The 21,605-nt window shown below is 68.5% G+C and carries 11 protein-coding genes; 4 read left to right on the plus strand and 7 right to left on the minus strand.

Annotated features, from left to right (window positions below; all coding sequences use genetic code 11):
• Positions 1–274 precede the first annotated feature (274 nt).
• Both FHY19_RS15910 and FHY19_RS15915 read left to right on the plus strand, forming a co-directional pair.
• Complete coding sequence (locus FHY19_RS15910; protein ID WP_259167168.1) at positions 275–991, plus strand: hypothetical protein; 717 nt, start codon at positions 275–277, stop codon at positions 989–991.
• On the plus strand, positions 988–1,563 hold the full coding sequence (locus tag FHY19_RS15915; RefSeq protein WP_259167170.1) for a hypothetical protein: 576 nt from the start codon (positions 988–990) through the stop codon (positions 1,561–1,563). Before FHY19_RS15910 ends, FHY19_RS15915 begins: the two co-directional genes overlap by 4 nt.
• Positions 1,564–1,727: 164 nt before the next feature.
• Here FHY19_RS15915 and FHY19_RS15920 read toward each other — a convergent pair whose 3' ends face one another.
• Positions 1,728–1,889 (minus strand): hypothetical protein, encoded by a 162-nt coding sequence (locus tag FHY19_RS15920; protein WP_259167171.1) that lies wholly within the window; start codon positions 1,887–1,889, stop codon positions 1,728–1,730.
• A gap of 317 nt (positions 1,890–2,206) precedes the next feature.
• Here FHY19_RS15920 and hemF point away from each other — a divergent pair, with 317 nt between their 5' ends.
• On the plus strand, positions 2,207–3,106 hold the full coding sequence (gene hemF, locus FHY19_RS15925; RefSeq protein WP_259157385.1) for an oxygen-dependent coproporphyrinogen oxidase: 900 nt from the start codon (positions 2,207–2,209) through the stop codon (positions 3,104–3,106).
• Between the two features lie 552 nt (positions 3,107–3,658).
• On the opposite strand, the gene polA is transcribed toward hemF, so the two are convergent.
• Positions 3,659–6,439, minus strand: coding sequence for a DNA polymerase I (polA, locus tag FHY19_RS15930; RefSeq protein WP_259167172.1), 2,781 nt, complete (start codon positions 6,437–6,439; stop codon positions 3,659–3,661).
• A gap of 76 nt (positions 6,440–6,515) precedes the next feature.
• Between polA and FHY19_RS15935 the strand changes: the two genes are divergently transcribed.
• A complete protein-coding gene (locus tag FHY19_RS15935) occupies positions 6,516–6,806 on the plus strand; it encodes a DUF2782 domain-containing protein (RefSeq protein ID WP_046962397.1) in 291 nt (96 codons plus the stop codon).
• Between the two features lie 292 nt (positions 6,807–7,098).
• Here FHY19_RS15935 and tssA read toward each other — a convergent pair whose 3' ends face one another.
• From tssA to FHY19_RS15960, 5 genes are read right to left on the minus strand one after another with little or no spacing between them, the layout of a single operon-like run.
• Positions 7,099–8,142 (minus strand): type VI secretion system protein TssA, encoded by a 1,044-nt coding sequence (gene tssA / locus FHY19_RS15940; protein WP_259167173.1) that lies wholly within the window; start codon positions 8,140–8,142, stop codon positions 7,099–7,101.
• Between the two features lie 47 nt (positions 8,143–8,189).
• Positions 8,190–15,785: a filamentous hemagglutinin N-terminal domain-containing protein gene (locus FHY19_RS15945; protein ID WP_259167174.1), complete on the minus strand. Its 7,596-nt coding sequence runs from the start codon at positions 15,783–15,785 to the stop codon at positions 8,190–8,192.
• An 11-nt stretch (positions 15,786–15,796) separates the two neighbouring features.
• Positions 15,797–17,476, minus strand: coding sequence for a ShlB/FhaC/HecB family hemolysin secretion/activation protein (locus FHY19_RS15950; protein ID WP_259167175.1), 1,680 nt, complete (start codon positions 17,474–17,476; stop codon positions 15,797–15,799).
• Positions 17,473–17,910 (minus strand): hypothetical protein, encoded by a 438-nt coding sequence (locus FHY19_RS15955; RefSeq protein ID WP_259167176.1) that lies wholly within the window; start codon positions 17,908–17,910, stop codon positions 17,473–17,475. Before FHY19_RS15955 ends, FHY19_RS15950 begins: the two co-directional genes overlap by 4 nt.
• Complete coding sequence (locus tag FHY19_RS15960; protein WP_259167177.1) at positions 17,907–21,602, minus strand: bifunctional serine/threonine-protein kinase/formylglycine-generating enzyme family protein; 3,696 nt, start codon at positions 21,600–21,602, stop codon at positions 17,907–17,909. The genes FHY19_RS15955 and FHY19_RS15960 overlap by 4 nt, the downstream gene beginning before the upstream one ends.
• Positions 21,603–21,605 lie beyond the last annotated feature (3 nt).

Below are 21,605 nucleotides of genomic sequence, written 5' to 3' on the forward strand. Positions count from 1 at the left end.
TGACGGTCATCGGGATGGAGTATTCCGCCGCCTCGCCCGCAAGCGATCGCCGCACGGTCCAGCCACCGACGCAGATTGGACACACGGCAATGCGTCGCGCAGCCGGGCTGGTTGCGTTGCGCTCACCTCTCCCTACGCAAGGGGCTCTAAGCTTGGCCCAGGATCGGCAGAAGGTTGGTGCGTTTGGCCTCTGCATCGGTCTGCCGCAGGACCGGTGCGCCGCCGGCGTCGCGGCGACCTTCCACTCATTGCTGGCGCACACAAGGTAGACGCGATGGGCCTGTGGGACCGTTTGTTTGGACGCAAGACCGAGGTGGCGAAGCCGCCGCGTGCAGAACCCACCGTCGCGCCGGCGCCTGCCGATGATGCCGACCAGGCAGCTGCCGAGATCGACCCCGCACTGCAGCCGGCACTGACGGCGTTTCAGCGCGGCGACCACGTGGGCGCCTACAACGCAGCGCAAGCGCAGCTGCAGGCCGGTGCGGATGCGCAGCGACTGTGCGCGCTGGCGTTGAGCGCGCTGGACCGCTACCACGAGGCCTATCCGTATTGGCTGGCGCTGTACGCGCTGGAGCCCACCGCACACAACGCGCTGCAGCTGGCCACCACCTCGGTGATGTGCAACGACATCGAGCGCGGCGAGCAGTGGCTGCTGACCTTCGACGATCTCAACGCCCAGGAACGCTCTACCTCGCCAGCCACGGCGCGTACCAGCTTCCTGACCGCACTGACCCGCGCCGGTCACGGCGCGCATGCGCTGCCGCATCTGGAGTGGCTGCGCGAAGCCTATGCCGGCATGTCGATCACCGACAGCCATTTCTTGTACGTCCGCGGCCTGCCGTTCCTGGACGCATTCCTGGAGCGCAGCACACCATTGCTGCGCGAGTGCCTGCCGGCCGAGGCCCTGGCAGACTGGTATGCGCAGCTGCAGCCCGCGCTGGACCCACCGGGGCAGGCGGCAGTCGCCGCGCATATCGCGTCGCTGCAATGAACGCGGCGCTGCGCACATCGCACCCGTCTCGCGGCGGCTTCGTCTCGCCGCTGGCATGGGTCTCGTTGTTGCTGGGCGTGGTCAGCGCACTGGCCAACCTGTTTCAGATCGTTGTGCTGCTGGCGATGCCCGATGCCACTACGTTCGCCTTGCCAGCGGGCATGAGCTTGCCGCCGTCATGGCAGCGGGTGATCGACCACGGCATGGCCTTGTCGGTGATCGGCGTGGTGCTGTCGGTGGCGTTCGCATGGCTGAGCTGGGCGCTGCTGCAACGACGCGCGTGGGCACGTGTCGGGTTTGTAGTGGTGCTGATCGCGACCGGGCTGCTCAATTTTGCCGGACTGGCGCTGATCGGGCCGCTGTTCGACGGCGTGCAGGCGATGCTGCCGGCAGATGTGCTGCACAGCCCGGAGTGGCCGCAACTGCAGGCACGCCTGCAGGCCACGCAACAGATGGCGCTGGTACTCACCGGCCTGGGCGCACTGGCCATCGGCTGCGTGCATGCCGCACTGGCCTGGCGACTGTGTACGCCTGCCGTCCGTAGCGAATTCGAACCACCGCGCACGCGGTGAGCGACAGACCAGGCGAGCGCGTCCCATCACAGCGAACGCAGAGCTGATCGCAACGCCGCTGCAAGCAAGCGGCGTGCGGCATCCAGCGTCTGCAGCCGAGCTGGCCGGCAGGCTCTTTCTGCCCGGCGCCGCAAGACCTTCTGCGGCATGGATGCCACCACGAGTCACATCGCATTTGCCGAACATTCCTTGCGTCCGGTGATCAAGAGGCTTGGCGTGTTGGGGGGGCCGAAGCACGCTTGCGTCACGAGCGCGATGCGCTTGCGGCTTGCGGCTTGCGGCTTGCGCTGTACATCCATCCTTGGACGCGCGGTGGCGGCATCCATGCCGCCACAAGATCCGCAAGCGAGAAGGACACCGCACCGTTACGTTGCTTGGCCGGATTGGAAGAACGGTCGTCGCCATGTCGCGCCGATCTCGCAAGACCCGTTTGCCAATGTTCTTGTGGCGTACCCGCGATGGAGGGCGGCAGGGCCTTGCGATCTAGCGATGGAGTCGCTGGCCTGCAACGGCGCTCCAACACACCCGGACGCATCGATGCAGCACAACGCGGCAACCGACCGGCGCGCATCGCATCGCCCTGCGACAAACGGGCACGGTCGGGCAGGCGCACCGGCTGCGATGCACGGCTTAGAATTGGGCCATGAACGAATTCGAGCGTGTACGCGATTATCTGACCGACCTGCAGGACCGCATCTGCGCGGCTGTGGAAGCCGCCGATGGGCGAGCGCGGTTCTCCGAGGATCTCTGGCAGCGCGAGGAAGGCGGCGGTGGGCGCACCCGCATCCTGCGCGATGGCGCGGTGTTCGAGCAGGCCGGCATCGGCTTTTCGGATGTGTCCGGTACGCGCCTGCCGCCCTCGGCCAGCGCCCACCGGCCCGAGCTGGCGGGCGCCACCTGGCGCGCCTGCGGGGTCTCGCTGGTGTTTCATCCGAACAATCCGCACGTGCCGACCACGCATATGAACGTGCGTTACTTCCGCGCCGAACGCGATGGCGAGGTGGTTGCCGCGTGGTTCGGCGGCGGCTTCGATCTGACCCCGTTCTACCCGGTGGACGAAGACGTGCAGCACTGGCACCGCACCGCACAGGCGCTGTGCGCGCCCTTCGGCGAAGAGCGCTATGCCGCGCACAAGCGCTGGTGCGACGACTACTTCTTCCTGCGCCACCGCAACGAAACCCGCGGCGTCGGCGGGCTGTTCTTCGATGACCTGGGCCAGGACTTCGAGCGCGATTTTGCCTACCAGCAGGCGGTGGGCAACGGCTTCCTGGATGCCTACATGCCGCTCGTACAACGCCGCAAGGACGAACCCTTTGGCGAACGCGAGCGCGAGTTCCAGCTGTACCGCCGCGGGCGCTACGTGGAGTTCAACCTGGTCTACGACCGTGGCACCCTTTTCGGACTGCAGAGCGGCGGGCGCGCCGAGAGCATCCTGATGAGCCTGCCGCCGCGGGTGCGTTGGGAATATGGCTACACCGCCGAGCCCGGCAGCGCCGAGGCGCGGTTGCTGGACTACCTGGTGCCGCGCGACTGGCTGGGCTGACCGCCTCCCTTACGCCCGAAGGCGCTGAACGCTTTCTCCAGTGCGGGGACTGGGCTCAGCGCCTCGATCGGTGGGCTCATTCGCCCATATTCACGCGTTCAGATTTCCCGACGATTAAAACTGAATTGGGGAGATGAAACGCTGTGTTGATTGAACGAATTAATCGTTGCCATTTAGATTTGTGATTTTCCACAAAATCACGGGCAATCTGCCGATGCTGTGCTGCAGCGTAATTCCGATAGCGTTCGTCTGAGTTCCGGAAATAAAAAAGCCCCGCAGACCAGGGGGAGGTCGGCGGGGCCAGGGAACGGAAACTTGGGGAGGAGTTTCCGCTCCGAGATCTGCTCCAGGGGATGGGAGAGATCTGCCGACAGGCGTTGCGCCTGTCGAGGGATATAACACCATTTTCCACATTGATGGATCGTGAAGATAACTGTTAAAAAAATGTAGAATTTAACGGTTATTCATTCCTCCAAATCTGCGGCAGTCGCATTATGTTTTAAGCAATTATGTCTGGTCTGCGCATTCAGCATATCAGCGTAAATTCCTGCGTCAGTGCGCCTCGTCCCAGTTATCGCCCACGCCCGAATCCACTACCAGCGGCACGCGTAGTTGCGCCGCCGAGGCCATGCGCGCGGTGACTTCGCTCAGCAGCGTGTCGACGAAATCGGTGTCGGCTTCGAACACCAGTTCGTCGTGCACCTGCAGGATCATCAGCGCGCGCTGCGCGTGGTCGGCGATCCAGCCGTCCACGCTGACCATCGCGCGCTTGATGATGTCCGCCGCGGTGCCCTGCATCGGCGCGTTGATGGCGGCACGCTCGGCGCCGGCGCGCTGGCCCTGGCTGCCGGCGTTGATGAAGTCCAGATACAGCCGGCGGCCGAATACCGTCTCCACGTAGCCCTTGTCGCGCGCCTGCTGGCGGGTGGTTTCCATGAAGTCGCGTACGCCCGGGTAACGGCTGAAGTACAGCGCGATGTAGTCCTGCGCCTCGCCACGGCCGATGCCGAGCTGGCGGGCCAGGCCGAACGCGCTCATGCCGTACATCAGGCCGAAGTTGATCGCCTTGGCGGCGCGGCGCTCGTCACCGCTGACGGTGTCGATGGTGCGGCCGAAGACTTCCGCTGCGGTGGCGCGGTGCACGTCGGCACCGGACTCGAACGCGCCCACCAGGCCGGGGTCGCCGGACAGGTGGGCCATGATGCGCAGCTCGATCTGCGAGTAGTCGCAGGCGATCAGCTTGCGCCCGGCCGGGGCGACGAAGGCGCGGCGGATGCGGCGGCCGTCGTCGGTGCGGATCGGGATGTTCTGCAGGTTGGGATCGGACGAGGACAGCCGCCCGGTGGCCGCGCCGGCCTGGTGGTAGCTGGTGTGCACGCGCCCGGACTGCGGGTGGATCATCTCCGGCAGCTTGTCGGTGTAGGTGCTGCGCAGCTTGGTCAGTCCGCGGTACTCCAGGATCACCCGCGGCAGCTCGTGCTGGTCGGCGATGGCTTCCAGCGCCTCTTCGTTGGTCGAGGGCTGGCCCTTGGGCGTCTTGACCACCGCGGGCAGCTTGAGCTCGTCGAACAGCAGCGCCTGCAGCTGCTTGGGCGAATCCAGGTTGAACGTGCGCCCGGCCAGCTCGGTGGCTTTCTGCTGGGCGGCGAGCATGCGCTTGGACAGGTCCGCGCTCTGGCGGCGCAGTTCGGCCGCGTCCACGCACACGCCGTTGGCCTCGATGCGGGCGAGCACTTCCACCAGCGGCATCTCGATGTCGCGGTAGACCCGCTCCAGGCCGGGCTCTGCGGCCAGCTTGGGGCCGAGCACCTGGTGCAGGCGCAGGGTGATGTCGGCGTCTTCGGCGGCGTAGCGGGTGGCGTCGTCCAGGCTGATCTGGGCGAACGGGATCTGCTTGGCGCCCTTTCCGCAGACGTCCTCGTACTTGACCGTGTCGTAGCCCAGGTAGCGCTTGGCCAGGCTGTCCATGTCGTGGCGGGCGCTGCCGGAGTTGAGCACGAAGCTTTCCAGCAGGGTGTCATCGGCATAACCGGCCAGCTCCACGCCATGGCGGCGCATCACGTGCAGGTCGTACTTGCCGTGCTGGCCGAGCTTGCGCACCGCAGGGTCGGTGAGCAGCGGTGCCAGTTGCGCCAGCGCCTGGCTGCGGTCGAGCTGGGCCGGGGCGCCCGGGAAGGTGTGGCCGAACGGCAGATACGCCGCCTGACCGGGCTCGGCGGCCACGCTCAAGCCGATCAGGTCGGCCTGCAGCGGGTCCAGGCTGTCGGTTTCGGTATCGAAGGCGAACTGGCCGGCGGCGCGCAGGCGCGCGATCCAGCTGTCGAGCTGTTGCTGGGTCAGGATGGTCTCGTACTGGCCCGGTGCCGACAGCGCGGGGTCCACCTCCACCGGGGCGCTGACCGGGCCGGACACGAAGCCGGTGCCCCGCGCGCGGCCGGGTTCGGTGCGGGCCACGGCCATGGCTTCGGTCTGCGCGCCGGCGGCCGCTGCGCCGCCCAGCTCGCGCAAGGCCTGGCTGAAGCCGTAGCGGGCGTACAGCACGGCCAGCGTTTCGGCGTTGGGCTCACGCAGGTCCAGCGCGCGCGGGCCGCTGGCCAGCGCGACGTCGGTCTTGATGGTGACCAGTTCGCGGTTGAGCGGCAGCCGCGGCAATGCGGCGCGCAGGTTGTCGCCGATCTTGCCCTTGATCTTGTCGGCGTTGGCGATCACGCCGTCGAGCGAGTCGTATTCGGCCAGCCATTTGGCGGCGGTCTTGGGCCCGCACTTCTCCACGCCGGGCACGTTGTCGATGGCATCACCCATCAGCGCGAGCAGGTCGACGATCTGGTCGGGGCGCACGCCGAACTTGGCGATCACCGCCTCGTCCGAGTCCATGCGGCTGCCGCTCATGGTGTTGACCAGTTCGATACCCGGGCGCACCAGCTGGGCGAAATCCTTGTCGCCGGTGGAGATGGTGACGTTCAACCCATCACTGGCGCCTTGCAATGCCAGCGTGCCGATCACATCGTCCGCTTCCACGCCATCGATGCGCAGGATGTCGATCCCCAGCGCATGCACGATGTCGCACATCGGCTGCACCTGCGCGCGCAGGTCGTCGGGCATCGACGGGCGGTTGGCCTTGTAGTCGGCATACAGGTCATCGCGGAAGGTCTTGCCGGGCGCATCCACCACGAACGCGACATAAGCCGGGCGCTCCTTCAAGGTGGCGCGCAGCATGTTGACCACGCCGAACAAGGCGCCGGTGGGCTCGCCCTGGGCATTGGTCAGCGGCGGAAGCGCGTGGAACGCGCGGTACAGGTAACTGGACCCGTCGATCAGGACTAATCTGCTCATGCTTCAATTCTACGCTGCACACCCGCGCCACACCGCCCAGCGCATACTCACCGACGACCTAGAACGGATGACAACGATGAAGAGAGCATGTCTTTTGCTGCTGCCATTGCTGCTGCTCGGCGGCTGTGCCACCACCTCCGGCGGCACTGCCGGCGACGGTATCCCTGCCGGTGCAGATGTCACCAGCAAGACCATGGGCAACGGCGACAAGGTCGACGAATACCGCGTCAACGGTCAGCTGGAAATGGTGCGCGTCACGCCCGCACGCGGTGCGCCCTACTTCCTGTACGACCGCGACCACGACGGGCATACCGACGCGGAGAAGGACAAGGTCAACAAGGTGTATTGGCAGCTGTATCGTTGGTGATTCGGGATTGGGGATTGGGGATTCGCAAAAGCGCGGTGTGACTGCGTTTTTGTTCGGAGGTTGGCGGTGGGCTGGTTGGGCCGCCGCCGTAGGGCAGTCGATGGTGGTGCGGACGCGCCTTGTGCGGCTGCCTGTTTGACTGGGCGGTTGGATGGGTCGCTGATGTAACGACCGCGCCGGCGGTAAGCAAGCGGCCGCTGCTCTGAGCCAGCATGCATCACGCGTATGCTCCAGTTCAGCGCGTTTCATCCGTACCCGCCTGACGCTGGTTTGCCCGGTGTCGTCGTCGCCCTCAGCCGTTTTCCAGCGGGCCGGTGACGCGTTGCAGGTCGTCGATACCGGCCGGGGCCAGTTCTTTCATCAGCGCCAGGAAGTCGCAGCCCACCAGGCGCTGCGCACGCCGCAGCAGCATCGGGACCGGGCTGGACGGTTCGCAGCGCGCGTAATAGGCACAGATCTCGTCCAGACGCCGCAGCACATCGTCCGGGCCGGCAATGGCACCGGGCGGGCGGGCGCTGCTGCGTGCGCCGTCATCGCCCTCGCCTGCCGGCGCAGCGTCGATGTCTGCCGATGCGGGGGTGGCGCCGCCATCGCGCGCCTGCCAGTGCGGCAGCACGAAACGTTCCAGCTCGCGCAGGTCGGTCAGCAACGGGCGTAGATCCGGTGCGGCGGTGCCGACGTGTTCGGTGAGCAAGGCATCGATGGCGCGCGCGTGTGCCGACGCGTCGCCGATGGCCTGGGCAGAGGCGGCCAGCGTTTCCAGCGTGCAGTCCAGGCAGCAGGCTTCGATCTCGGCCAGGCTGGGGCCGGTCTGGCCCTCGGGCAGCTTGAGGGTGCCGTTGGCCACGCGCAGGTCGCGCAGGCTGAAGCGGCCCAACCGCGGCGATTGCACGAACGGCGTGGTGCGCAGCGCGCCGAGCAGGCCCATCGGGTCGCCCAGCCCGACCAGGGCGTTGATGCGCGAGGTCGGGTCGTTGTCGTCGTCGGCATCCAGCTGCGGGTGCACGCTGTCCCAGTGCTGTTCCAGCAGGCCGCGGATCAGCGCCAGGGTATCGGCCCAGCCGGGCAGGCCGCGCAGGCGCAGCCAGGCCGCGCCCAGCTTGCCGGCGATGCGCAGGTCGCGGCTGCGCCGGCTCAGTTCCAGTGCGAGCGCCTGCACCTTGTCCCAGTCGGGTTCTTCGGCGGCGATGACGCTCTCGCCCAGGGTGCGCTCGGGGCGGACGGCCGCGTCGCGCTCAAGACGCAGAAAGTCCGGGTCGTATTCCAGGTCCGGGCCGGCCGGGGCGTCGTCGCTGATCGGCGCCAGCAGGGTCTGCAGGGAAGTGTCGTCGTGCATGGCAGGCTCCGTCGGGGGAGCCGCCGCGGTGGGCGGCGGCGCTGGGCTTATTGCGGGGTGCAGACCGCGTCCGGGTCGCCGGCGTCGCAGGCCGGCTGCTGGTCGTCGGGCAGACGCAGGCCGGGACGGACCAGGCCGAAGGCGCGATACGGCGTCCCGCTGGCGGACAGGTCGACGAAGGCGATGGTGCGGCTGGCCGAGCTCTGCGCGCGACCGGCAAACGCCGAGGCCGGCACGTTGAAGCTGGAGCCGCCGCTCAGGTCGAGCAGCCCGCCCTCGGCGGTGGTGGCGTTGAAGTACGCCGGTGGCGCGCCCACCGCGCCGATCACCTGGGCGCCGGTGCCGATCAGGTAGATCGGGTCCTGCTGGGTGCCGATGCGGCCGGTGGCGGAGAAGTTGCCGGTGCCATCGCGCAGCGTGGCGCGGCCGTCCTGCAACAGATCACCGCGCACCGACAGGAACAGAGCGCTGTTGCCGGCATCCACGCTGTAGATGCTGCCGTCGGACAGCACCAGGGTGAGGTCGCCGGCATTGGTCAGGCTGAAGCCATTGCTGGCGGTGAAATCGCCCAGCCGCACCACGCGGTTGTCGATGAAGGTGGTGGCATCGCCCAGCAGCACCGGCCCACCGGCCGTGCCGCTGAGCAGGTTGGCGGTGAGCGTGCTGCCAGTGCGCTGGCGGATACCGGCCACTGCCTGCAACCAGGTGGTGGCGCCGTTGAGCTGCCCGTCCAGCAATAACGCGCCGCCGCTGCCCAGTCGCAACAGGGTGGCGCCATCCACGCGTCCGCTGACCTGCAGCGTGGTGGCGCTGAACACGTCCAGGCCCTGCGCACTGAAATCGCCCAGCGTGCCGATGGCATTGCCGGCGCCGGTCAGCGTGGCCGCACCGGTGGCGCTGCCGCTGAGGTGCGCTGCGCGCAGGCTGCCGCCGCTCTGGGTGATGGCACCGCCGCTGCGCATGCCGAGGTTGCCGGCACTAGTGATGTCGTGACCCAGCTGCAGGGCGCCGCCGCTGCTCAACGCAACCGCGTTGCCGGCGATCGCACCGCTGGTGGAGAGCTGGCCGCCAGCCTGCAGCGCGACCGCACCGCTCGCCTGCGCCGCCACGGCCAGGTCGTTGCGATCGACCAAGGCGATGCTGCCGCCACTGGCCTGCACGCTGCCCTGGAAATCGTTGCCGGCGTCGGTGAGCACGATGGCACCGGTGCCGGCGTCGAGCACGCTGGTGCCCACGACCGTCAACGCGCCTTGCTGGGTGATGCCGGTGGCGGTTGCCGCCGGACGCGACACCGCTTGCGCGGTCGGCCTGCCGGTTCCGCCGGCTCCATTGCTGCCGCTACGCGCCACCAGGGTGCCGCCGATACGGCCCTGGCCCAGGTCAAGACCGGCGCCGCTGGCAACATCCAGCGCACCCACGTCCAGAGTGCCCAGCGTCAGCCCGTTGCGATCGCGCACGCGGGTGTCGCCACCGCTGAGGTTCACTGCCGACTGGAAATCGTTGCCGGCATCGGCAAGCGCAATGGAAGCGCCGGCACTGTTGATACGGGCAGCGCCGGTCACGGTCAGCGCAGCGGTCTGCGACACCGCACCGCCGTTGCTGGCGGCAGCCAGATCGCCATTGACCAGGCCAAAGCCCAGGTTGAGCGCACCGTTGCTGGCGACATCGAGCGCACCGGTGGTCAGCGCACCCAGCGTCAGCGCATTGGCATCGCGCACCCGCGTGGCACCGCCGCTGAGCGCAAGCAGGCCCTGGAAGTCGTTGCCGGCGGCATCCAGCACGATCGCGCCGCTGCCGGCATCGACGCTGCTGTTGCCTGCCACCTGCAGCGTGCCCGCGCTCTGGGTGATCGCCGCGTTGTTGCTGCGCAACGCCAGGCTGCCGGACGCAGCGATGCGATTGCCAAGCACGATGCCGTTTGCACCGCTGAGCTGCACGTCGCCACCACGCAGCGCACCGGTGGTGGTGAGCGTGCCGCCGCGCGCGATCGCATCGAGCGCACCGCTGCCGGTGTCGACTGTGGAGGTCAACAGCAGCGCACCGCCGGCATCCAGCGATACCGCGCCATCGCCGGTGCCTTGCACGGCGGCGAGTTGCAGGTCGTTACGGTCGACCAAGGCAATGCCGTCGCCGGTGGCGGCGACGGCACCGACGAAATCGTTGCTGGCGTTGCGCAACGCGATCGACCCGCTGCCGGCGTTGAGGTTGCTTGCGCCGTTGATGGTGAGCGCGTCGGTTTGATTGATGACACCGCCGTTGCTGGTGGCGGCGAGTGCGCCGTTGACGGTGCCCTGGCCGAGGTTCAACGCAGCGTTGCTGGTGACGCTGAGTGCGCCGGTGTTGAGCGTGCCCAGGGTGAGCGTGTTGGTATCGACGATCTGCGTTGCGCCGCCGGTGAGCGCCACGGCGCCGGTGAAGTCGTTGGCATTGGCCAGTGCGATGGCGCCGGAACCTGCGTTGACGGTGGTGGCGCCGCCGACCAGCAATTGGCCGCCGGTCTGGTTGATTGCGGCATTGGTGGTGCGCAGGGTCAGCGCGTTGCCGGCATTGACGGTGTGCGCCAGGGTCAGGCCGTCGCGCGCAGTAAGCACGACGTTGGCGCCGCTCAGAGCGCCGCCGGTGCTGAACGCGCTGCCGGTGGAGGTGAGCGTCAGGCTGCCGGTGCCGGCGGAGATCGCCGATGCAGGCAGGTCGAGTGTCTGCGCAGTGAGCGCAATGTCGCCGCTGGTGTTGCCATTGATCGAAGAGACCTGCAGCAGACTGCGGTCGGTCACGGCGATGCCGTTGCCGGTCAGGCCGAGCGCGCCCTGAAACTCGTTGTTGGCATCGGTCAGCGCAATCGTGCCGCTGCCGGCGTTGATGCTTCCAGTACCGGTGACGGTAAGCGCACCGGTCTGGGTGATGGCGCCGTTGTTGCTGGTGGCGGTCAAGGCGCCGGTGCTGCCAGTGCCCAGGTTCAACGCGCCGTTGCTGCTGATGGTGAGCGCGCCGGTGTTGAGCGTGCCCAGGGTGAGCGTGTTGGTATCGACGATCTGCGTTGCGCCGCCGGTGAGCGCCACGGCGCCGGTGAAGTCGTTGGCATTGGCCAGTGCGATGGCGCCGGAACCTGCGTTGACGGTGGTGGCGCCGCCGACCAGCAACTGGCCGCCGGTCTGGTTGATTGCGGCATTGGTGGTGCGCAGGGTCAGCGCGTTGCCGGCATTGACGGTGTGCGCCAGGGTCAGGCCGTCGCGCGCAGTGAGCACGACGTTGGCACCGCTCAGAGCGCCGCCGGTACTGAACGCGCTGCCGGTGGAGGTGAGCGTCAGGCTGCCGGTGCCGGCGGAGATCGCCGATGCAGGCAGGTCGAGTGTCTGCGCAGTGAGCGCAATGTCGCCGCTGGTGTTGCCATTGATCGAGGAGACCTGCAGCAGGCTGCGGTCGGTCACGACGATGCCGTTGCCGGTCAGGCCGAGTGCGCCCTGAAACTCGTTGTTGGCATCGGTCAACGCAATCGTGCCGCTGCCGGCGTTGATGCTTCCAGTACCGGTAACGGTGAGCGCACCGGTCTGGGTGATGGCGCCGTTGTTGCTGCTCGCGGTCAGGCTGCCGATGCTGCCGGTGCCCAGATTCAACGCACCGTTGCTGCTGACGGTGAGCGCGCCGGTGTTGAGGCTGCCCAGGGTAAGCGTGCTGGTATCGACGATCTGCGTTGCGCCGCCGGTGAGATTGAGCGTGCCGGCGAAATGATTGCCGATGTCGGTCAGTGCAACCGTGGCGCTGCCGGCGTCGATGCTGCCAAGCCCATTGACGGTGAGCGCGCCGGCCTGGGTGATGGCCCCATTGTTGCTGGTGGCGGTCAAGGCGCCGGTGCTGCCGGTGCCCAGGTTCAACGCGCCGGTGCTGCTGACGGTGAGCGCGCCGGTGTTGAGGTTGCCAAGCCTGAGTGTGTTGGCATCGACCACCTGCACGGCGCCGCCGCTCAGATTCACCGTGCCGGTGAAATTGTTGGCGCCATCGGTCAGCGTGATGCTGCCGCTGCCGGCGTCGAAGCGGCTGCTGCCGCTGACGGTCAGCGCGCCTTGCTGGTCGATGGCGGTGTTGTTGCTGTTGACCAGCAGGCTGCCGACGCTGCTGTTGCCCAGGGTAAGCCGATCGCGATCGACCACCTGCACGGCGTTGCCGCTCAGACCCACCGCACCGCCGAAGTCGTTGTCGCTCGCATTCAGGGTGATGTTGTCGGTGCCGGCGTTGAACTGCGCTGCACCGCCCACTGCAAGCCCGCCGGTCTGGGTGATGCCGCCGCTGGCGCTGGTGGCGGTCAGCGTGGTGGTTGCGCTGCCCTGGCCAAAGCTCAGCGCACCGCCGCTGCGCAGCGTCAGCGCGTTGGCGTTGAAGCTGCCCAGGGTCAAGGCGCCGAGCGCGTTGATCTGTACCGCGCCACCGGTCACCGACAGCGCACCGGTGAACGCGTTGGATGCGCCGTTCAACACCACCGCGCCGCTGCCGGCATCGACCGAGGTGGTGCCACCGATGGCGAGCGTGCCGGAGAGCTGGGTAAGCGCAGCGCCGGTGGTGCCCAGCTGCAGGTTGCCGCTGGTGGTGATGTCATGCGACAGCGTGATGCCGTTGCGCCCGTTGAGGCTGACATTGCCACCGCGCAGCGCACCGGCGGTGGATACGCTGCCGTTGTCCGAACGCAGCTGCAGCGTGGCGTTGCCGGTGTCGATCGATTGCGCCGGCAGGCTCAGGGTGCCGCCGGCGGTGAGCGCGACCGCGCTGTTGGCGGCGCTGGTCAGCGAGACGATGGACAGGTCGTTGCGGTCGTAGATACCGATGGCGCCACCGGTCAGGTCCAGTCCGGCCTTGAAATCGTTGCCCGGACCGAGCAGCGAGATCGCACCGGTGCCGGCGTTGACGGTGCCGAGCGCGCCAGCGCTGATCGCACCACCGCCCTGGGTGATGGCCGCATTGGTGGCGGTCAGCGCCAGGGTGCTGTCGGCATCGGTGTCGTGGTCCAGGGTCAGCCCGTCGCGTGCGTTCAGGCTGATCTGGTTGGCACTGAGCGCGCCCTTGGTCGCCAGCGCGCCGCCCTGCGCGCTCAGCCGCAGATTGCCTGCGCCGAGATCGATGGCCTGCGCTGGCAGCACCAGGTCGGCGCCGGCGGTGAGGGTGACGTCCCCGCCGCTACCGGCGGTGAGCGAGGTCACGGTGAGCGTGTCGCGGTCGCTGACCGCGATGCCGGTGCCGACCAGGGTCAGCCCGCCCTGAAAATCGTTGCCGCCGTTGTCCAGTGCGATCGCGCCGCTGCCTGCATTGAGCGTTGCAGGTCCGGTGAGGGTGAGTGCGCCGCCCTGGATGATGGCGCCGCCATTGCTGTTGGCAGTGACGCTGCCGCCGATGCTGCCCTGGCCCAGGTTCAAGTTGCCGTGGCTGATGGCGGTGAGCGCGGTGGTGGTGATGGCGCCCAGGGTGAGCGCGTTGCTGTCGTTGACCAGCGCCGTGCGGCCGGTGAGCGAGACCGCGCCGCCGAAATCGTTGCCGGCACCGTTCAGGCTGATGGCGCCGGTGCCCGCTGCCGCTGTGGCGTCGGTGGTGCCGGTGACAGCGAGCAGGCCGGCGGTCTGGGTGATCGCCCCGGTGTCGCTGGTCAGCAGCAGGTTGCCGCTGGCCTGGATGCTGTGGCCAAGGTTCAGCGCATCGCGCGCACGCAGGTTGACCTGATTGCCGGACAGTGCGCCCGCGGTGCTGAGCCCGCCGCCGAGCGCACTCAGCGACAGGGCGCCGGTGCCGGTGGCAATGGCCTGCGCGGGCAGGCTGAGCGCGCCGCCGGCGGTGAGCGCGACGGCGCCGTTGCTGCCGTTGGTGAGCCCGGCGATGGTGAGATCGTTGGCATCGCGTACTGCAATGCCGGTACCGGTCAGCGTGAGCGCGCCCACGAAGTCGTTGCCGACCGCGGTCAGCGCGGTGCTCGCGCTGCCGGAATCGAGCGTGCTGGTGCCGCCCACCGTCAATGCGCCGGCCTGGCTGATCTGCCCACCATTGCTGGTGGCAACGAGCGCGCCGGTCACCGCGCCACTGCCAAGATTCAGCGCACCGCTACTGGTGGCGGTGAGGTTGCCGGTGGCCAGCGTGCCCAGGGTCAGTGCGCCGCTGTCGGTAATCTGGGTGGCGCCGCCACGCAGGCTGACCGCCTGCTGGAAATCGTTACCTGCAATGGTCAGCGTGATGGCTCCCGTGCCGGCCCGCAGATCGCTGCTACCGGTGACGGTGAGGCCGGCATTGCCAGCCTGCTGGATCGCGCCATTGTTGCTGGTCGCGCTGAGGGCGCCGGTGACCCTGCCGCTGCCGAGATTGAGCGTACCGGTACTGGTGGCGGTGAGGTTGCCGGTGGCCAGCGTGCCCAGGCTCAGTGCGCCGCTGTCGGTGATCCGGGTGGCGCCACTGGTCAGGCTGACGGCGCCAGCGAAATCGTTGCCGCCATCGGTCAGCGTGAGCGTCTGGCTGCCCAGCGAGAAGTTGCTGGTACCGCCCACCGTCAACGCGCCCTGTTGGGCCAGATCGATGCTATTGGTCAGACCGAGATTGCCGGACACATCCAGGAATCCCAGGTTGGCGATCCGGTTGGCGCCGCTGAAGCTGGCATTGCCGCCGATGCTGCCGAAGAAGGTGCCAGCGGTCAGCACGCCGCCCTGCTGCACGCCAACGTCGCTGACATAGCTGATGGCACCGCTGCCGGCATCGATGGTGCCATTGCCGACGATGCCGTTGCTGCCGCCGCCATTGGCCACCAGCGAGACGCTGCCGTCGCTACCGCCGGACAGCGCCGCAGCGCGGACAACGCCGCTGTTGTTGACCAGCGAGTCGAACACGCCCCGTGCCGCGCGCGCGCTCAGCGAGATGGTGCCGCCCGGCGCGATCAGGCTGCCGGAGTTGTCCACCGCGAACTGGTCCAACTGCAATTGCAGCGCTTTGTCGATGACCACCGCAAACCCGCCGCTCTCGAAACTGAGGGTGACCTTGTCGGCGCCGACCAGGTTGATGTTGCCGGCGCTGGCGGTGATGGTGCCGCTGTTGGCCACCTTGCCGCCGATCAGGTCGACGGCGCCGGCGGCGGCGTTGATGGTGCCGGCATTGGACATCAGCGCGACCGTGTTGCCGCCGGCATCGAGCACATCGTTGCCGCTCATGAAGTCCGAAGCGGTGGCTCCCAGGGTGCTGGCCACCAGCCCGCCGACATTGATCTGCGCGGTGCTGCCGAAAATCATGCCGTTGGTGTTGATCAAGAACACCTGACCGTTGGCATTGAGATTGCCGAAGATCTGCGTGGGATTGCCGCCCTGGACCAGGTTGAGCACGGCCGCGCTGGAGGATGGCTGGTTGAAGGTCACCGTGGCCGCCGAGCCGATGTCGAACGTGGACCAGTTCAGCGCCATGCGGTTGGAGGTCTGGGTGATGACCTGGCTGGCCCCGCTGGGCGCGTTGATGGTGCCGGTGCCGCCGGCGATGCTGCCGCCGGTGGGTAGTTGCGTGCTGGCCACCTGCGCGACGGCAGGCGCGCTGAGCGTGAACGCGGCGGCCAGCGCCAGCGCCAGTGGCGATCGACGCAGCAGGCGTTCGGAGCTGCGGGCTGCAACGATGGAAGCGATGTGGTTGGCGTGCATGCGCAGATCCCTCAGAAGGTGAAGCCGAAACGCGTGTAGATGCGGGCGTCGTCGCGTCCATCGGACGCATCGCGGCTTCCGGTCGGCAGTGCGGCGGTGAGGCGCCATTCGAAATTGGCGTACTGCGGCAGGCGGAAGGTGAAACCGACGCCGGCGGCATCGAACGTGGATGGCGCGACCGCACCGTTGGCCGCGTAGACGCGCGCGTGGTCGGCGAACACGTCCAGCTCCAGCAGTTCGCGCCACGGGCGGCCGTTGAACGGCGAGGCGGCATCGGCAAAGCCGGGTGCATCGACGTGATATTCCAGCGCGGCGTAATAGCCGCGATCGCCCAATGCATCGGACACCGGATAGGCGCGCACGCTGTCCGGCCCGCCCACGGCGAACTGCTCCAGCGGCGCCAGCGTGTCGTCGCTGTATTGGCCGCTGAACTTGAAATACAGGCGCTGGGTGCGGCTGAGGTATTGCAGGCGCGTGTAGGACAACCGCGTCAGGGTGAAGTGGCTGTCGCGGTCGGGGCTGACCAGGTCCGGATCGGCCGAGCCATCGCGCAAGGCCTGGCGCACGCTGAGCTGCAGCAGGTCCACGCCGCGCCAGCGCAGATCGGTGCGGCGCAGCGAGGCGCCGAGTTCGGCCACGTCGAAGGATTGGTCCGACAGCGTGACGCCGGCCGCATCCAGCCGCGATTTCTCGCGCAGGTAGCGCGCCGAGCCTTGCAGCTGCAGCAGATCGTGGTTGATGAATTTCCAGTCGGCGCCGGCATACACCACCGACGTGGGGCCCTTGAGGCCGAGCCGGGCGAACACGCCGTTGCGCACTTCCAGCTCGCTGCGGCTGGCGCCGACCACCGCGCTCAGGCCCGACACCTGCCCTACCGGCAGCGCATACGACAACGCACCGATCTGGCTCTGCCGCGGCGCCAACGAATAGGCGTAGTTGGCGGCGAACACATCGCCCAGCCCGAGCGGGCTGTTCCAGGTGATGCCGGCCTGGGCGCGATAGCGGCCGGTGAGTTCGGTGCCGTAGTTGTTGCCGCCCAGGCTGATCACGTACGGGCGCGCGGCTTCGCTGGCGACCAGGACCACGTCGGTCTCGCCGGCGTTCTGGCCCGGTTGCAGCACCGACGATAGCGACACCCCGGGCAGATCGCGTGCGTACAGCAGCGCGGTGTCCACGTCCTGCTTGCGCAGCGGGCGGCCCTGCAGCTGGCGCAGCGGCGCCGACAAGGTGTTGCCGCGATAGCGCGCAGCACCTTGCACGGTGACCTGGCCGATCCGGCCTTCGAGCACGCGGATCTCGATCACCTGGTCCGGGCCGGGGGTCTGCGCCGGCAGGTAGGCGGTGCTGACGATGAAGCCGGCGCTGCGATAGGCCTGGGTGACGGTGTCGGCCACCGCCTGCAGCTGGTCGAAGCGCAGCGCCACCATCGGCTGGCCCTGCGCCAGCGCGGCGAACGCGGCATCGGCCACCGCCTGCACGCGCGCCGGATCGATGCCCGCCTCGGGGTAGTTGCCCACATCGCGCACGCGAAAGCCGCGCACGGGCAAGGTGGCAGCGGCATCGCCGCGATCCTTCACCGCCGGCAGCGTGGCGGCGCCTGCGGGCGCGACATCGGAGGCGCTGTGGTCCTGCGCCCGCGCAGGTGCGGCCAGCAACAGGCACGCGGACAGCGCCGCGGACAGACACGTCATACGCATACGTCACTTACCCCTGAAAACATCCGTTGTCGCGCAGACCCCACGTCCCGTGCTGCGCATGCGGCGGTCGCCATGCCTGCATGGAGATCGGCGTGGTTGCGCTCGCCCCTGACTGAACGCAGGTCGAACCCTGGCGTACATTTATGGAATGTTAGCAACATTAGTGCGACGACGGTCACTGTTACGACAATTGTCGTGGCACGTCTGCGCAATTGGCTGACGCGATCACGCTGCCGCGGCGGGCTGGAGCGGTCGTCAAGCAGCCGCGGCTGCGGGTTGCGCAAGGTCGTCCCCTGCGCCTGGCGCGCGGCGTCCAGCACGCTGCGCCGACGGGCGCGGTACTGCGCGCGATCGATCTGGCCCAGCTGGTGCGCCTGGGCCAGTGCATGCAGCTGGGCGTTGGCCGGGTGCTGCGTGCTGCCGCTCATGGCAGCTCCCGCAGCACGCGAAAGCCCACGTCCGGTTGCGCCGAGCCGTTGTCGGCGCGGCTGGCCTGCACGGTGCAATCGGACCAGTAACTGGCGAAGCTGCCGCCGCGCGCCTGCACGCCCGCGCCGCTGGAGACCCACTCCCAGACATTGCCGGTGAGGTTGATCAGCCCCCAGGGATTGGCATCGCGGCCACGCGCCGACACCGGCGCGCGTACCGTATCGGCGGCGCTGGCGGTGGGCGGCACGCAGTTGCTGTCCTCGGCCTGGCGCCAGTTGACCGCGGCCTGCGCGGCATGCAGCCATTCGGCATCGCTGGGCAGGCGATAGCGCCAGCCGCCGCTGCCGATGGTCAACCAGCGCAGATAGGCACGGGCCTGGGTCAGGCTGATGTTGCGCACCGGTGCACGCGCCAGTTCGGGGGTGCTGGCGACCTGCGCGGTGCAGCGGCCGGTGGCCTGGCAGAACAGGTTGAAATCGGCCACCGCCACCTCGCCGCGCGACAGCGCATACGGCTTGCCGCCGCCGATGCCGGGCACCACCACCAGCATCGGGCCGCGGGTGTCGCCCAGCGTGTCGAAACAGGCCGCGCCACGGCCGGGCAGGCCGGCACCGCCGCAGGGGTCAGGGCCGGTGGGCACCGGCGGCAGGCTGGCGTCGTCGTCCACGCTTACGGGCGAGGCGGCAGTAGCCGTGGTGCCGCGCGCTGCGCCGGTGGTGGCATTGGTGGGCTTGGCCGTGGATTTGCCGCGCGCTGGTTTTGTTGTCGAGCTGGGCGCCGTTGTATCGGTGGCGCTGCCGGCGGGCACACTGTCGGATGCGGGCGCATCGACGGCAGGCGCACGTTGCAGGCGTGCGGACAGCGTGCCTTCGGGCAGTTGCCCGGCGGCTTTCATCTGCGCTTCCAGTTGCGCCATCGCAGTGGCATCGCTGCGATACAGGGCCTGCAGGCGCTGCCCCAGTTGCTGGCGTTGGTTGGCCGGCAGGTTGGCGGCGCTCATCACCGCCGCGATCGCCGCGTAGCGTGCCTGCGCACTACGCAGTTCGGCACGTTGGCCGAGCATCTGCACGGCTTGCGCAAGCAGGTCGGCGGCCTGTGCATAACCGCCCTGCGCGAAGGCATCGCCGGCGTTGTTGCGATACACCTGCGAGAGCAGTTGCGGGCCTTCGCTGCCCAGCAATGGATGGCTCGGTTGCAGCGTGCGGATACGCGCCAAGGCATCGCGGGTTTTGCCCAGATCGTTGGCGGCGGCAGCGCGGCGCAGCGATTCCACCCGCCCTTCCACTTCGGCCTCGGCGCTTTCGCGTGCCAGTGCCTGTTGCAGCTGTTGATCCAGTGTCTGCAAACGTGTGCGCTGGGCGAGCAAGGTGCTGGATTGCGGAGCCAGCTCCAGCCCGAAGTCGACCAGGGCCTGCGCGCCGGCCAGCTGCGCCGGGTCGCTTTGCGGGGCGACCACGCCGCTGATGGCCGCGGCCACTGCGCTGGCCTGTGTGCTGCGCTCGGTGGCCGGCAAGGCGGCCAGTGCAGCCGCGATGCGATCGCGCCAGGCCGGATCGGTGCCCGGGCGTGCCAGATCCGCTGCCAGCGTCTGACGTGCGCTGCTGGCATCGCGCGGCAATGCAGCCACCGCGCTGCGTTTGGCTTGCTGCTCGGCCACCGCGACCTCGGCGCTGCGCAATTGCAGGCGCAACGACTCGGGGAAGGCGGCGCGCGCCTGATCGATCTCGGCCCGCGCGCTGGTGAGCTGCCCCGCCGCAACCGCCTGCGCAACGGCGTCATCCAGCCGCACTTCCAGCGCGGCGTGATGCAACAAGCTGCTGCCCGGGTCGATGCGGCGCACCTGGTCGAGCGTGGCCAGGGCGTTGTCGGCCTGGTTGCGGAACAACAGTCCGGCGTCGAGTTGACGATTGAGCGTGGTGTCCAGCGCATTGAGGCGCTGGTTCTTTTCGCGCTCGATGGTCTGCCGGCGCGCATCCAGCGCCGGCGAATACAGCCGCAAGCGATCACGCAGGGCAAAGACCTGCAGCGCGCCGCGGTAATCGTCGCGGCCGTTGGCCGGATTCCACAACGTGTCCAGACGACGCAGCAGGAAATCTTCGATCAGATCGCTGCGGTCGGTAAGCAGGCGGCGACGGTCGTCCGGCTCCAGGCTGGACAGCGCCTGCATGGCCTGGGTTTCGTCGCGATAGTGCTGCGGGTCCTGCACGCCGAAGCGTGCGATGACCTCGGCCAGATGCTGCTGATGCAGGTAGCGCTGCACGCCCCACCCGCCCGTGCCCAGCACCGCCAGCGCGGCGGCGCCGTAGCCGAGCAAAGGCAGCGCGCGTTCGCGCAGCGGCACCTGGCGCAGGCCGTCGAGCAGCTGGTCCACGCGCTTCAACCGTTGCGCCGCCGGGAACGCCACCGCGGCGCACAGCGTGGCGTACTGGCGCCGGGTCAGGCCGGGCACCGGCGGCGGGCGACGGCCATCGCGCAGCGCCACTTCGGCGCTGAGTTTGTCGAACGGGTGCCTGCCGGTGAGCAGTTCGAAACACACGCAGCCCAGCGCGTACAGATCGTCGGCCGGTGTGGGCGCCTGCCCGCGGATCATTTCCAGGCTGGCGTAGGCCGGCGTCAACGCGCCGAGCGTGGCGGCATCGAACACGGTCTGTTCGCCGGACACGTCGGCGGCGTGTTTGCCGGCGCGCGCGATGCCGAAGTCGAACACCTTGGCCACGCCTTCGCGGGTGACCATGACGTTGCCGGGCTTGAAGTCCGAGTGCACCACGCCGGCGGCATGTGCGCGGATCAGCGCACGGCCCATGCCGTCGATCAATGGCCAGGCCTGTTTCAGCGGCATGCCGTTGTAGGCCTGTTCGCGGATCAGCGTTTTCAGGTCGCTGCCGTCGATGTACTCCATGGTCATGAAGACCAGGGTGCGATCCTTGTCGAAGTCGTACACCCGCACGATGTTGTCGTGCGCCAGCTTCTGCGAGCGGCGTGCTTCGCGTTGCAACGCGACCAGCGAATCGGGATGACGGCGGAACTCGTCGCTGAGCACCTTGACGGCCAGCCACGGGTCGCGATCGCGCGCTTCCACCTTGCGTTCGTCGCGCGCCAGATACACCACGCCCATGCCGCCGCGCCCGAGTTCGCGCTCCAGCAGGAAGCGCCCCTTGAGCAGGCTGCCGACGCTGGCATGGTCGCCGCCGGCCGCTTCGGCCAGATGCTGCCAACTGGACCGGCTGGCGGTACCTGCAGTGCCGGTACCGGTGCCGGTTTGCGTGCCCACGCCGGTCTGGGTGCCCAGGCCCAGGCTGGTGAGGCTGGGCAGATCGCCGGGCAGCGGCTGCGCCGGTTGCACGCGGGTGATGTCGTCTTCGACCGGCGCGGCAGCGGCGCGGCGCGGCATCACCACGGTGGCATCGTCGTCGACCGGTGGCGCGGACGGCGCAGCGGCTGGCGAGGTTACTGGCGGCGCTGCCGCTGCGCCCTCGCGCAATGCATCCAGCCGGTGCATCAAGGTGGTGACGGTGACATCGTCCAGCAATTGCTGGCGTTGCAACTGCGATAGCGTTTCCACGCCGTCGCGGTATTCGGCATCCGGCACGGCCGCGCGCTTGCCCAGCGCGGCCAGCACGGCGTCCAGGTTCAATGCGCCGGTGCGCATGGCGGTGACCAGTTCGGTCACGGTGGCGGTGTCTTGGTGCATGCG

This window comes from Xanthomonas sp. 4461 (assembly GCF_024806475.1).
Lineage (GTDB): Bacteria > Pseudomonadota > Gammaproteobacteria > Xanthomonadales > Xanthomonadaceae > Xanthomonas > Xanthomonas arboricola_F.